Below are 14,007 nucleotides of genomic sequence, written 5' to 3'. Positions count from 1 at the left end.
CACATCTGCGTCCAGGCTACCGAGGGCTACGGTACCGACCGGGCCTGCGACACGGGGCGATCTTTTGAAGTCGACCGCTCCGTGGCGCAGCCACATCGCCCTGAAACCGCGAGCGCCCAGTTCCCTGTCGAGCGAATGGGTTTGGAACTGATGGATCGGGTAATTCCAGCTCTACGATGTTTCAACAACTTCACAGATCGGATCGACCATGATCGTGCTTGGCATCATCCTTCTCTTGATCGGGTACTTCACCGGGCTCTCACTCCTCTACACCATCGGTGGCATTCTGATTCTCGTCGGTGTCGTGCTGTGGATTTTGGGTGCGGTGGGGCGTCCGGTGGGTGGCCGAAAAGTCTGGTTCTAGCGCGATTTCGCGGCGCATAGTGATCGTCTACGACTTCCTCGGCTTTGACCGCTGGGGTTATGACCGCAACGGGTAGGACAGCGACGGCCGCAACGGCTGGGGTCAGCGCCGCGACCACCCCGCAGATCCGCGTTATCGGTTCTGGTACAACGGCCGCGACGCCAACGAGCAGTACTACCAATGGAAACTCCAGAACAACGGCCTGAGGCGCCGGCTCGGCAAGCCCCTGTCCACGAAGCTCCTACGCAGCGGGCACCGGACGTGGCTGCGCAGCAGCCCGCCCGACAGGCACCGCCGGCGCACGAAGCGCCGCCTCCTGCCGCGCGGCCTGCGTTAGCCTGCTTGTAGGAGGTTGAGTCTGATGAAGTCGACACAGAGCCAGCCGAGCACCCCGGTGTTGCTGTATGACGGCGCGTGCGGCGTCTGCAATCACGCTGTGCAGGCCATACTTCGATCCGATCGCGAGGGATCCCTGCGGTTCGCTGCCCTGGACAGTGACTTCGCTCGCGGGACAACTTCTCGCCACCCGGAGCTAGTCGGTCTGGATTCCGCGGTCTACGTCCGCAATCCCGGACAGGGCAACGAGGCGGTGTACGTCCGGTCTGCGGCTCTGTTGCAGATTGCCGCGTATCTCGGCGGTTGGTGGCGGCTGACGTTGGCGGCTTATGCGATCCCGGCACCGGTGCGCGATTGGCTTTACGAACGGTTCGCAGCCGTGCGCTACCGCATCGGCGGCCGCCATGACACCTGCCCGATCCCGACACCCGACGTGCGTGGCCGATTCCTCGATACCGCGTAGGTTGATGGCCGTTGCCACAAGCGAAAGTACCGACGTGACAACCTTCGTCATCGAGGCACAGGTGGCCATCGACCTCGCCATTGGCGAAGGGATCATTCCACCGGAGCACGGCTTGACGGCACCCTACGGATCCGTTTGCTCGGCGATCGAGCGCTGCAGGACCGCGCCTGGCGGATAGCCGCACAACCTACCAGGCCGAATACATCGCATTGACCCAACTGCAGGGGGACGCCCTGGCCACCGTGGAACCCACACTTGCCGCTGCGGCGCGGGCGTTCGTCGAAGTCGTCTCCCCCGCCGCCATTCTGCAGCCGTAGGGTCACGGTCGGAACTCAGACCGGACACGGCCCGCATGGATACACCGGTAACAGCAGTCGCATGGTTAACATCACGCGATGCACGATTGGCTTCCGGCTGCCAACCTTCAGCCGTCACGTCCGGTGACTCGCCGTGACGCGCTGCGCTATGCCACGGCATTGGCCGGTTTGGGAGCGGCGTCGTTAGGTGCCTGCGCGCCCACCGCGGCGGCTGCGGCCGCTCCAACGCTGATCGATTTCGCCGCCAAACAGATCCCCGCACAGGACATCCGCGCCGCCGGCCACGCCGGGGTGGTCAACTACGTCTCGACGTCGCGTCCTGGTTCAACGTTTGGTGCCAAGCCGATCACCTTGCCCTACGCTCAATCGCTGGCGGCGGCGGGACTGGTGATCGTGAGCAACTTCCAATACGGCAAGCCAGGCGGGACGGCGCCGTCGGACTTCCTGCGCGGCTATGCCGGTGGCGTCGCCGACGCTCGGACCGCCTGGCAGTTGCACACCGCGGCCGGGGGCGGCCAGAGTGCGCCGGTCTATTTCACCATTGACGAAGACATCAACCGAGACACGTGGAACCGTGTTGCGCTGCAGTGGTTTCGCGGGATCAACTCGGTTCTTGGCGTCCAGCGCACCGGTGTCTACGGTGGCATCGATGTGTGTGAGTGGGCCGCCGCCGACGGCGTGATCGGGAAATCGAGTACGCCGGGCCGCTGGTGGGCTTGGCAGACCAAAGCCTGGTCCGGCAATCAGGTCCATCCCGGTGCCGTTCTCTACCAACGCGTGGTGAGCACCGCGTCGAATCCGGGTCCGTTGGTCGGCGGGCTCGAAGTCGATGTCAACGACGCGCTTGCCGGCGATGTCGGCCAGTGGAACCTACATCGCTGATATCACCACGCAGGGTCGTCGCCGCTCGTGCAGGCCACGCAGCCAACGCCGCGCGCGCGATCCCGAGATCCGAGGTGAAGCCGGTCTGTCGTTCGTTGCTCAGGCCCCGGATCGCGGCGGGCAAGACACACGATGGGCAGCGCAGCGCTTCGTGCGACGTTGACTTTGGGTCATCAACCCTTGGAATTACTTGTTGGCCGCGTTCTCACAGCTGAGCCACGGCATCCCGGTGTACATATGGCGATCAGTCCTTGACGGTGGAGGCTGGGCATATGTGGTGGTTAGGCAGACGAGCTGTTACCGCGCTTGGAGCTGGCATGCTGGTTGCAGTCGGAGGCTGTGCGCACTCCGAGACCGGCATCGCCGCCAAAGCTCCTGGTGGTCTGCCACATGGCGCGGTCGACGTAGAGCTGTTGAGCACGGGAACATTCCCGACCCAGCCATTGCCCGCGCTGGGCCTCGCCGCCACAGCTTCAGTCGGAGCGCTGATCGACGCTCGGCGGATGGCGGACTACGTCGTCGGGCCGTGGCAGGTCGACCCGGCATTAGTGGTTCCCGGCGCCAACCGTGCGATCACGCTGAAGGACGCCGACTCGGTTGATCTTATCGAGCCGTTAGAGGTGGCCAACGCCGTGCGAGCTCACAACCTGATCAATGGATTCGCTTCAGACCGGCAGGACGGCGGTCAAGGGCGACTGGTCAATGCGGTGCTTCGGTTCCCCGACCCCCAGTCGGCGGCAACAGCTGTCCACGACATGGCGGCCGCATCGCGCAGCCAGCAGACCGACGCGACCGCACCTGCCGTCCTCATCCCCGGTTACACCGAGGCCCGGGCATCCGCTGTCAGCTCGTCGTTGGACTCCGGTGCCGACCAACCCGTCACGGTTTACTCATATACGCCCCATGGCGTATATGTGCTGTGCCAGATAGCTCACGCCCCCAATCTCGACACCGCAACCACCCTGATCACCCGCACCCTGGACCTCCAGGTGCCTTTGATTGACCAATTCGTCCCAACTGATCCGGCCGACTTCGCCGGCCTAGCGGCAGACCCCACCGGCCTACTGGCGCACACCTTGCCGTCGCCTTTGTGGCCCGGAGAGCTTCCGGCACCGCCAAACCCGAATGTCGGTGTGTATTTGCCGCACGGCGCACTGCATTTTCAGGATGCCCCGCCTGACGTTTCGGGCGCCTTGTCCGGCGCGGGCGTTCGGGCGGTGTCCTACTACACCACCACCGTCTTCCAGGCACACGATCCGGCCGCGGCTGCCCAGTTAGCCGATGATTTGGCCGACATCGCGATACGCACGCAGCAAGCCGCCTCGATCAACGGGGTGGACTTCATGCCTGCCAGTCGCTGCATCCAAGGCAAAAGCCCCTCTGCGGCAACTACATCCGAGTACTACTGCTTTGCTTCCGTCGACACCTTCGCCTTCGAGGTCCATAGTGCCGACCCAACTGGCGCGCGCGAGCAGACGGCCGCCCAGTACAAGATCCTGCTCGCGCGATAGCCGAACGGATAATGGGTCTTCTCTGGACGCGTGGCGATCGTGCGGCGTCTCGGCGGCAGGATGCCGTCAGCGAACTCGGCGTCGATCCCGCTCGAGCACGCAGATCTGAACTGGCACTGCTGGGATATGCAATCGCCGTAACGGCTGCCGGCCTGACCATCGTCACCTCAACCTTGCAGAGCCCCGGCCGTCCTGTGTTGGGGGCCATCATCGTTTTGGCTGCGGCGCTGCTCTGCGCCCACGGAACAGTGCGTCGGTTCGCCCCCGACGCGGACCCGGTGCTGCTTCCCGTCGCGGCGGTGCTCAATGGCCTAGGGCTGGTGATGATATATCGGCTCGGCGTGAGTCAACAGGACACGACACTACTCAATCCCGTTTTGGCGCAACTGATGTGGACCGTAGTCGGGATCGGCGCATTCTGCGGCGTACTGATCGCGGTTCGTGACCACCAGGTTTTCGCCCGCTACGGCTACCTGTGCGGTAGCGCCGGCCTGCTACTACTGGCGATACCGGCTGTCTTGCCCGCAGCGCTCGCCGAGCAGAATGGCGCCAAGTTGTGGATTCGGCTGTGGGGCCTTTCGATCGAGCCGGCCGAGTTTGCAAAGATCTTGCTGATCATCTTCATGAGCGTTGTCCTAGTAGCCAAACGCGACCTGTTCGAGTACGCGGGCACCAAGGCGGCCTTCCTGAACTTGCCCAGACCGCGGGATCTGGCACCGCTGGCCGCGGCGTTGATCATCGCCATGATCGTGATGGTCTTCGAGACCGATCTGGGTGCAGCGCTGCTGGTCTATCTGACGTTCCTCACCATGGTCTACATCGCTACTGCGCGGGTCGGCTGGGTCCTGATCGGGATTGCGGTGTTCGCCGCCGCCAGCGTCGTGGCGTATCACATATTCCGCCACGTCCAGATCAGAGTGCATAACTGGGTAGATCCGTTCGCGGACCCCGATAACACTGGATATCAGATGGTCCAGTCGATGTTCAGCTTCGCCACCGGCGGACTGCTGGGCACGGGCCTGGGCCGGGGCCAACCCGAACTCATCCCGGTCGCGTCATCCGACTTCATCACGGCTGCCTTTGGTGAGGAACTCGGCCTTGTCGGCTTGTCCGCCGTGGTGTTGTTGTACGGCATACTCACCCTGCGCGGACTGCGTACTGCTATCGCTGTTCGGGACAGCTTCGGCAAGCTACTCAGCGCCGGTCTGGCAACCACACTTGGATTACAGGTCTTCCTCACCGTCGGCGGCGTCACCAATCTGCTGCCCCAGACCGGTTTGACCACACCGTGGCTGTCCTACGGCGGATCGTCATTGGCGGCCAACTATGTGCTCCTAGCGATCCTGTTGCGTGTTTCTGATGCCGCACGCCGGCCCATACGATCCCCTCGCGTTCCGGGACCAGCGCTCGCCGGTGCCCGGACCGAAGTTATCGCGGCCCGGGCACCGGTTCAGGCACCACGCCCAAGCTGAATTGCTTTGACTACTAACAGGATAGCCCCAATAACCAGATAGCCGCGCAGGGCAATCATGCCAAGTCGGGTTCCTGCGTTCCATCGGACCGGCTCCAACAGCGCCAAGGGTGGCATCCGCCATGTTTCGCGGGGCCGAGTGTCCATCGAATTCGTTTGCGCGGTCGCTGGTTGACTACGCGACAGCCAGCGCAGTGCGACCATTCCGATCGCGGCACCCGCCACCAAACCACCGGCAAGATACTCGGTCACTGCGACCACGTCGAGATTGCTGAACAGCGTGGTCGCCATCAATATTCCAGACAACAGCAGCAGTACCCCGACGATAAGCGCGGCAACGGCATTCAACCAGGGACGATTCACCCAGGGCCCCAGCACTTCCCGATCGTTGCACAACAGCAGCAGGAATACGGTGGCGCTGGGCAGTAACAATCCCGCGAGTGCTTGCACAGCGGTGGTGATCAACCCCAGCGGCGCCCCTGGGATGAGCACGATCGCCGCAGCCAGCGCGATCATGGCGCAGTAGGACACATAAAACGCCTTGGCGTCTTTGAATCCGCGGTGTAGGGAGTGCTTTAGCCCGAAAACATCGCCGAATGCGTAACTCGTCGCGAGTGTGACCGCCGCGGCCCCGACGATGGAGGCGTCGATCAGCACGATCGCGAAGATCGAGCCGAGTGCGTGGCTGTGTGCGCCCAGCAGATGAGCGACGTCGCCGGCGTCGATGAAGTCGGTCTTGCCTGATACCCGCGCAGCGAAGTCGCCCACCATCACCAGAGCTGCGGCACCGATGACGACCACGAAGGCGCCGATGACGGTGTCAGCGCGTTCGTATCCGATGAACCGCGGAGTAATGCGCTTGTCCACGATGTTGGACTGTTGAAAGAACAGCTGCCACGGCGCCACCGTGGTGCCCACGATCGCGATAATCAACAGCACCGCATCTGATGTCACGCCGCCGGAAATACGTGGTGTCACAAACGATCTGGCGGCTTCTCCCCACCGAGGCTGAGCCATCAAGAGCATTGGCAGTTGGAGCACGGTGATCGCGATGAACACGAACATGGCCCGCTCCCAACGGCGGAAGCTGCCACTGGCCATGATCGCGATCAACGCCACAGCGGCGGTGGGCACCACAATGTACTTCGATACGTTGAAGTAGTCCGCCGCCAGAGCGATTCCGATGAACTCGGTGACGAGGGTCAGGAAGTTCAACAGAAACAGGTCCCCTACCGAGAACCAACCCCAACCGCGCCCAAACCGTTCGTTGATCAGCCGCGCATGCCCGACGCCCGTGACGGCGCCGAGGCGCACAACCATCTCCTGATTCACGATCAGCACCGGAATCAAGAACAACAAGGTCCACAGCAGGCTGTAGCCGTAGCTCTGCCCGGCTTGGGCGTAGGTGGCCACGCCGCCGGCATCATTGTCGCCGACCATCACGATGATGCCCGGGCCAACGATCGCCAGCAGTGTGAGCAGGCGGGTCTTTAGAGTGGAGCCGGTTTCGGAGTCGCTGATGCTGATGCGGCCGAACGCACCCTCGATATCGCCAAGGTGCGCCGAATCGAGAACCGCGCTCTGCTGTTGCTTCTCGTTGGTCATGGCTGCGTCCCGTCGGTCGCGGTGCCGATGTCGCGGATGGGGCGGGGCGCGGGTTCGCGGCGTCGCCAGTCCTCGGGGATCAGCGCTTCCAGAACGTCGTCGTAGGTCACGACGCCTAGCACCATGTCCCGATCGTCGACCACTGGCACCGTCGCCAGATTGAAATCCGACATCAGTAACGCGATGTCGGTCAGGTCGGCGTTCGGCGCAACCCGCACCGGGTCGGCGTCCATCAATTCGGTGACGCTGGCGGCGGGGTCGGCCTGAAGCAGCGCGATCACTGACGCGACACCTCCCAGCTGGCCGTCATGGTTAAGCACATGCATCTTCAACAGCGCTTCCGGTTGCAGCGCTCGCGCGGCCGATACGATCGAGAGTGCCTGCGCAGCAGTACTTTCTAGTGGGCACGTGACGATATCAATATTCATTAGGCCGCCCGCGGAGTCGCGGTTGAACCCCATGAGCATGGTCACTTTGGTGCGCTGGGGCGCGGGCAACAGATCCAGCACCGCACGTCGCCGAGACTGGCGCAGATCAAATACGGCATCGGCGGCGTCGTCGGAGCGCATGCGACTCAGCACAGCGGCGACGTCGCTGTCAGACATGTCGTCGAACAACTTGCTGGCCTTGTCGGGATCCAGTTCTTCGAACACATCTGCTTCCAGCTCGGGGTTGGAGCGCACCCGGTCGAGAATCTCGCCACCCTCGGACTTGGTGGCTTCTTCGAGCAGGTCGGCAATCTGCGCGGGCCTGAGGGTCTGCACCCGACCACCGACCCGACGAAGCAACACGGACTGGATGTGCCCAATCAATGGCTCGAACGCCTTCCAGTCCCGGCCGGCGTGCCCGCCGGCTGACTTGATCAGACCGAAAAGCCTTCTCGGCCGACGTGTGTCCAGCCGCGCCAACACCCAGCCGTCACCAGTGTCTTCCAGTTCAATGTCGTAGGCATGCACCAGTTCCGCGTTCGGCACATCGATGAATCGGTGATCGAGGACGTCGGCCTTGAGCAAATATTCCCCATCGCGGCGGCCAAAGGAGCGCAGATCGACTTTGTTCTTGGTCAGGCTTACCTGGTGTTCAGCCAGTGATCGCACATTGCCGGCCGACACGAACACCTGCCGACCGCCAACACCAACAACAAGGCCGGTCACCGACGGATACTCCTCGGCATCGCCGAGCCGGACGATGACATCGTCGACTCTGCCGACCGCCTCGCCAGAGCGCGACACCACAGGCGCTTTCAACAGCTGGGAGAACTGGATCACTGGCGTGCCGCCGGTGACCGGACTGCCGTCGCGTGGGTTGGTCTCGTTCACGGGGAACTCCTTCGATCGGGTTCGTCCTGCCGGCCTCGGGAGGCGAAGGCTGCCCACTGGGGCGAAGGCCCGGCATCGCGGTGAGCATGGTCATTGGGCATTGGTTTTGGCGCGTTGGTGGCCGTCAGCCGGCTCTTTGCAGAGGAAGGTGGAGGTCATCGGCGACTCTCCAAAGGTCAGCGGGCAGTAACGTCAATCCGACGAACCATATTGTTGCCCAACATAACTAGACACTCAGCGGGTTCGCCCGCGTTCTATCCACATGTAAAGGCCAGCTGGCCAGACTCATCGTTCATGACGGAATGGCGAGGTCGGGAACAACATTGGGTTCAGATGGGGATAGGGACTATCGCCGGGACTCATCTGGTTGTCCGTCACCTCCTCCGGTCTCGACGCGCGGGGCGCCTGTTCTACGACAGCACCAAGATAACGTGAGAGGACGGCCGTCGCCGTATCAGGCTGACGGGGCACCCCTCTCGTCAGGGCTTCGGCACTATCCGACGTAACCTCGCTGTCGCGGGGAGCCACTTTGGGTCATCCCTTAATCCGGGAAGACCTGTCCTAACCTTAGGCGTCTCTCGACGTCGTCAGATCAGTGGCCTGTGTTCAAATAGGAGCCTCACCTAGCAAGGTGCTGACCGCGGTTCATCGTGAACCCGGCGGGATGAGAAGTCAAGTGGGAAAGCAAAAGACGCGTGAAATGTCCCTCTCGGGTGTGGCTTCACAGCCGCCGAGGCTCCGGTTGTCAGCGACTGCATAGATAACCGCCAGCTGATTGACGGTTTCGGATAATACGGTGGGTCTCGTCCGCATAAGCCTGCGCCTGTTCGCCGAAGGCTGCCGGCCGGCCGCTCGATGATCGGTACGAGGGGGCCACTGACGATCGAATTGGCGAGTTGCGGCATGCGTTGATGTCTCGGGATTGCTCCGAATCGGAGAGTGACAGAGTCTCATTCGCCCCTTCGTACCGATAGCCGAACACGCACCGGAAGAATTATCCGTGTGAACCGTTGTGGCGCATAAGCTTGGGTGTTAACAGCCTATTCGGCGTCTCCGACACTTAGCTAGGAGTCGTACGACCGCAACAATACCCGAGTGCGGGCCCGGCCTTCTGGCGAGGGATCGAACGGCGCCGCGACATAGGCCCGGTCATCCAAGTGCAGGTGCCCGACGCGCGCTCACCGGCAATCTTGAGCAGCCGAAGACCGAGCACTACGCTGCTGGCCACTTCGATGGTGTCCACCTCATGCAACGCGATCGCCAGGACTGTGAGAAAGTCTGGATCCGGACCACAGCGCGGGAACGGTGTAGCCAAGATCCGGGTTGCCGAGCTGGATCTGTGTTCCTGCCGACGCACTGACCGTCGCCGAGCCCACGATGAGCGGGTGGACGATTGGCGGCATCCGCCTGTTCGTCGGCTTCGACCGTGAACCCGCATCCGGGCATCAGCTGCACAGTCGGGCGGTTGCCCACGCACCCGCCCGCGAAGGCGCGCCACGGCCTCAACCGCGTGTCCTGGCACCTCGACAGGAGACGCGAAGCGAGACCCGATCGAGTTCGAGCTCGTCGAGCAGTGCGCGCAGCATCGCGACCTCGCCGTCGATGGTCAGATCGGAATCATGAACCTCACGGTCCGACATGCCGACCCCGAGCGGGCCGTAGCGAATCAGGGTGTCGTCCCGCGCCACGCCTGCCCAGAATCGCCGAACGTCCGCGCCGACGGGCAGGGATCAAATCTCGGACTTGTCGAGGACCGGCTGCGAGCGTACGACGCCGCGACGCGCGCTTACAGCATTAACGGGGCGGATCGCCCTTCCACAGAAAGCTGTTGACGTACTTGCCCAGGTCCTGCGCGAGTTCGAGATTCGCGCCCGACGGCACACCGGGGCCGTCACCGGGTGTGAACTTTCGGTACGGGCCGATTGCGGCACCGACGAGCGCAAGATCGTTCTTTACCGCGACCATCACAACGATGCGGGTTCGCGTCACCGACGTGCCCCCCTGCGGGTACACATCCAGGACCTGACCGAAGCCGAGTTGATAGCCGACGGTGGTGTTGGGCAATATGTACGCCACCGTGGCGTCGGGTTGTTTCTCCTTGAGGAGGTCGTCCATCACGTCCTCGGCCGAACGTCCTTGGGCCGCAACGCTGAAGAGCTCCAACACTCCCCCGTCGCCGCCCAGGTACGTTGCTGACACGCCGTCATCCTCCAGCTTGACGTCGTAGGCCGTTCCCGGTGCCGGATAAGAGACCGAGAATTCACCGTCGGCCGAGACGAAACGCGGGTTGGCCTGCACCGGCACGCCGGCCGGTGGTCGCCCGCAGTCCGGTGGGCAGCTGTAGCGCACGGTCGGCCCGACTGCCACCGACCATGCCGCGGTCGAACCGCCGACCAACACCGCCAGGCTGACCACCACGGTCAGCAGCATTCGGGTGATCGACGTGAACCGTTGCGGCCCTGTGGTGTACGAGCCGGACTGTACTGAGTACCCGGGGAAGAGCTCGACGGGTCGCGCAGCGGCCGGGGCGCTCATTGCTCCACCAACTCGGTGTGGGGTTGCGGCCGGTCGCGTCGACGGGCCGCCCGTGACGTGTGCGAAGCCGAGTGGGAGGCAACGCCGCATGCCGGACAGACCTTGGTGTCGGGTACCACGTGCTGGCACCACATGCAGAGGATCGGCAGCTCCGGATAGACGACCGCGTGTTCCTCCCGCAGCATCATCAGTTGCAGGCCCACCCGCAACGAGACGACGGCGGTCACCGCGAACACCACGTGCACGACAAATTGGAGATACGGCGGTAACCGGTAGGCCTCGGCGAGGCCGACGCAGGCGTAGGTGGCCGCGCCGACCACCACACCGAGACCACCCACCGCAAGCACGCCGCGACGATCGTGCCCGTCGCGCCTGGCATACCACAGGCCCGCGCCCACAAGACCACTGAGCGACAAGCCGGTCAGCGGTTCGGTGATACCCCGGACCCCCGCCTGCAGCAGCATTTCGGGAATGGGCAGGTCCCCCGCGACCGCAGCACCGCCGAGCTGCGGGATCATCCTCGCCACGTCCGTCGCGAGCGTGAATGCGGTGGCTCCAACCAGGCCAATGGCAAAGCCGTGCAGTGATTCTCGGACGGGAGCTCGGGCCAGGCGGACGATTATCGCGGGCAGCTGCAACGCCAGCAAGGCCCCGAACGGGATCACCACCGCATCGAAGACCAGGCGCGTGGTCGGGACTTGGCTGCCCAGCCCAAGGCTGAACGTCTCCTGCACGATGGCATCGGTCAGGGTGACCCAGCCCACCGCGACGGCGATACCGAGTCCTATGGTCAGCGCCCAGACCCACACCGGAAGATCGGCCAGCACCCGAGATTCGACAAGGTAGATCGCGACCAGGACCGGCGGCGCGAAGATGGCCAGGGCCACCATCGGCACGTACCACTGCAGCACGCAGAAGGCGATCAGCACAGCCAAGACCAGGAACAGGCTGAGCCGGAACGCGCGCCGGGATCGCAGCGGCAGGTGCGGGAACAACGTACTGACAATGGCGGGCTGCAGCACGTTTTCGCTCGGCCCGGCGGCATAGGCGCTGACGCGCAGCAGTCCGGGGCGATCGCCGGGAGCCAGGGACAGCCGTGCGCCGCAGCGGGCACAGAACCTGCCCGCGGGAACGTCATGGCGGCAGGCCCGGCACGGCATCGTCGCAATGCGAGCCGAGTCGTCAGAATCTTCGGTCATCGCGGAGCCCGTTGTACATCAAGGATATCGCGGGCCAGGTTGTCGACATCGGGGCTGCCTAACCCGGTGACCATGTCGTAGCCGGGCTGGGATACCGCAACGGCGTTGGCGCCCAACGTGATGTCGTGGAATCCTGGCCGGGTTGCACCGGCTTTGAGGCGGTACAGCATCGGGTTGAGCTCCCCCAGCGGCCGCCCGCCGTTGGAGACCAGGAATTGGTTCAGCACCGCGGCCACGCCGGCCCAGAGGGGTGCCGCCATCGATGTGCCGCCGCCGACCACCAGCTGCTGGTGTTGCACGATGACCGCTCCCGTCGAGCTGTCGGCAACCGCGGCAACATCGGGCGTCAGCCTGCGTACGGTGTTGGTCGTGCTGGAGATGTTGGCCTGCCACGGTGGCCGGTCGAAGAGGCTGGATACCCCGCCCCCACTTCCCTGGGTCAGCGGGCCGTCGCTCCATGCCTGTTCGCTCAGCCACCGATAGTTCTCGTCGGTCGACAAGGTGGTGCCGCCCACGTTGGTCACCTCGGGCAGGGAGGCGACAGCGTCGAGGCCGACGTCGGCCGGGCCGGGCGGTGCTGACCAGTCATGGCCCCGTTTGCATTCGAGGCCGGCGAGGTCACCGCTCGCGTCGAACACGGTGGTGCCATGGGCCAAAGCGGTCGATATTGCGCCCCGGATCGGGGCGAGGTCGGCGGCGGTGATCATCCGGTCGCACCCCCAGCCGATCGACAGAGTCCATATCGCCCCGGGGAACTGCTGATCCACCGAAGCCATAAGCTCGGCGATCTTGACGTAGGTGCTTCCGCCGGCGACCGTGGTGCGTGCGTTGACGAGCACCTTGCGCGCATCGGGCGCGATCGCGTGGGCGACCTGCAGATCCATCGTTGATTCGCCGCTGCGTTGCTCAGGCACCCCACCGATCACCTCTGGGGTGAGACTCGGCAGTCCGTAGGTCGCGGTGAACATGTCCAGATCGGCTTGGTCGAACCCGTCGAATCCGAACACCGCGATCGTGGTGCCTTTGCCGGTGTAGCCGGCTTCTGTTAGCGGCTTGACGTTGTACGTCGTCCGCAACGAGTCCGGGGGCAGGCTGTGATCGGGAACGTCTAACGGCCGAAACGACGGGCTGTTCGAGTGGTACGGCGTGTAACTGAGGATCCTGCCAAGGCCCGCAACCGTGTCCGTCAGCGATGCGGGGACGACGGGTTGTTGGGGTGAAGCGTAGAAGACCTGCCCGGCTCGTCCCCGGTAGTCGTGGACGGCCACTCGTAATGCCGACGCAATATGCGCAGGCGGTCCCTGGACCACTGCCCACCGATCACCGGTGCCCCAGCGAACCGACAGTCCGTTGGCGGCTGCCCACTCTTCGAGGCGGTTGGGACGTTCGGGGCCGCGCAGCTCTGCGGTCAGTTCGACCGACTGTGCTTGCGAATCACCGAGATTCGTCGATATCGCCAGCAGGGTCGCGAACGGACCCGAAATGGGTGGGGGCAGCTGCCAATCCGGGTGGGGCCGCAGCTGGACCGCGGTGAATGTCAGTGCTGCGGCGGTGATCAGGGCGAACGAAACCCACAATGGCCGCGCGCTCCGCTTCATCGGAATGTGTGTTCCCCTCGACACCCCGCCAAGTTAACCCATCTGGGAAGGAAACGTCGCGCTATCCGGCCAGGCAGCCGGCCTCCTACAGTCCGGCGGGAATCTTTGGCGTCCGCGGGCGCCGGGGTGGTCGACGCATTTGTGCCACACACTTTTCGCTTGTCCCGACTCACCCAAGTGGAGCCTTGCTGCTGGAACACCAGCGAGGTGGGCGCACCCATTTCCGGATTGGCTGTGCTCGACAACAGGCCAACGGTGACCGCCCAACCCGCGGCGCACTTCGCATAGTCGATCCGGTAGGTGTTCTCTTTGGCCAGTGTCTGAACGGTGATGTTCACGATCACTCCCCCGTGAGTGTCTGCTGAAATGGGACTATAAGCCATCGGTGCACAAGATAATCGGAGTTT

The 14,007-nt window shown here is 63.9% G+C and carries 12 protein-coding genes and 1 riboswitch; of the genes, 6 read left to right on the top strand and 6 right to left on the bottom strand.

Features of this window, described 5'->3' with window-relative positions:
• Positions 1-208: 208 nt before the first annotated feature.
• The 6 genes from G6N13_RS24200 to G6N13_RS19920 all read left to right on the top strand — a co-directional run bounded on the left by G6N13_RS24200 (position 209) and on the right by G6N13_RS19920 (position 5,345).
• Positions 209-364: a hypothetical protein gene (locus tag G6N13_RS24200; RefSeq protein WP_170310459.1), complete on the top strand. Its 156-nt coding sequence runs from the start codon at positions 209-211 to the stop codon at positions 362-364.
• Positions 365-725: 361 nt separating this feature from the next.
• Positions 726-1,163 carry a thiol-disulfide oxidoreductase DCC family protein gene (locus tag G6N13_RS19940; RefSeq protein ID WP_163699751.1) on the top strand — a complete coding sequence of 146 codons (438 nt, stop codon included), beginning with the start codon at positions 726-728 and terminating at the stop codon, positions 1,161-1,163.
• Between the two features lie 209 nt (positions 1,164-1,372).
• On the top strand, positions 1,373-1,480 hold the full coding sequence (locus G6N13_RS25420) for a pyruvate ferredoxin oxidoreductase (protein WP_235677830.1): 108 nt from the start codon (positions 1,373-1,375) through the stop codon (positions 1,478-1,480).
• Positions 1,481-1,558: 78 nt separating this feature from the next.
• Complete coding sequence (locus tag G6N13_RS19930) at positions 1,559-2,362, top strand: DUF1906 domain-containing protein (protein ID WP_163699749.1); 804 nt, start codon at positions 1,559-1,561, stop codon at positions 2,360-2,362.
• Between the two features lie 317 nt (positions 2,363-2,679).
• Positions 2,680-3,873: a DUF7373 family lipoprotein gene (locus G6N13_RS19925; protein WP_163699747.1), complete on the top strand. Its 1,194-nt coding sequence runs from the start codon at positions 2,680-2,682 to the stop codon at positions 3,871-3,873.
• Between the two features lie 11 nt (positions 3,874-3,884).
• Positions 3,885-5,345: an FtsW/RodA/SpoVE family cell cycle protein gene (locus tag G6N13_RS19920; RefSeq protein ID WP_163699746.1), complete on the top strand. Its 1,461-nt coding sequence runs from the start codon at positions 3,885-3,887 to the stop codon at positions 5,343-5,345.
• Here G6N13_RS19920 and G6N13_RS19915 read toward each other — a convergent pair.
• From G6N13_RS19915 to G6N13_RS19885, 6 genes are all read right to left on the bottom strand, one after another.
• Positions 5,324-6,949: an Nramp family divalent metal transporter gene (locus G6N13_RS19915; RefSeq protein ID WP_163699744.1), complete on the bottom strand. Its 1,626-nt coding sequence runs from the start codon at positions 6,947-6,949 to the stop codon at positions 5,324-5,326. The two genes, G6N13_RS19920 and G6N13_RS19915, sit on opposite strands and share 22 nt — an antisense overlap.
• Positions 6,946-8,214, bottom strand: coding sequence for a magnesium transporter MgtE N-terminal domain-containing protein (locus G6N13_RS19910; RefSeq protein ID WP_163702348.1), 1,269 nt, complete (start codon positions 8,212-8,214; stop codon positions 6,946-6,948). The genes G6N13_RS19915 and G6N13_RS19910 overlap by 4 nt, the downstream gene beginning before the upstream one ends.
• 518 nt (positions 8,215-8,732) lie before the next feature.
• A riboswitch (M-box (ykoK) riboswitch) is annotated at positions 8,733-8,906 on the bottom strand.
• 864 nt (positions 8,907-9,770) lie between these two features.
• Positions 9,771-9,956 (bottom strand): hypothetical protein, encoded by a 186-nt coding sequence (locus tag G6N13_RS19900; RefSeq protein WP_235677829.1) that lies wholly within the window; start codon positions 9,954-9,956, stop codon positions 9,771-9,773.
• A gap of 106 nt (positions 9,957-10,062) precedes the next feature.
• On the bottom strand, positions 10,063-10,803 hold the full coding sequence (locus G6N13_RS19895; RefSeq protein WP_163699742.1) for a hypothetical protein: 741 nt from the start codon (positions 10,801-10,803) through the stop codon (positions 10,063-10,065).
• Positions 10,800-12,002 (bottom strand): zinc ribbon domain-containing protein, encoded by a 1,203-nt coding sequence (locus G6N13_RS19890; protein WP_163699740.1) that lies wholly within the window; start codon positions 12,000-12,002, stop codon positions 10,800-10,802. Before G6N13_RS19890 ends, G6N13_RS19895 begins: the two co-directional genes overlap by 4 nt.
• Entirely contained in the window at positions 11,999-13,600 is a 1,602-nt protein-coding gene (locus G6N13_RS19885; RefSeq protein WP_163699738.1) for a S53 family peptidase, read from the bottom strand. Before G6N13_RS19885 ends, G6N13_RS19890 begins: the two co-directional genes overlap by 4 nt.
• Between the last annotated feature and the right edge of the window lie 407 nt (positions 13,601-14,007).

It is taken from the genome of Mycolicibacterium sarraceniae (assembly GCF_010731875.1).
In the GTDB taxonomy this organism is placed as follows: domain Bacteria; phylum Actinomycetota; class Actinomycetes; order Mycobacteriales; family Mycobacteriaceae; genus Mycobacterium; species Mycobacterium sarraceniae.
The sequence above is the reverse complement of the archived record's forward strand: the minus strand, read 5'-3'. Positions and strand labels throughout refer to the sequence as shown.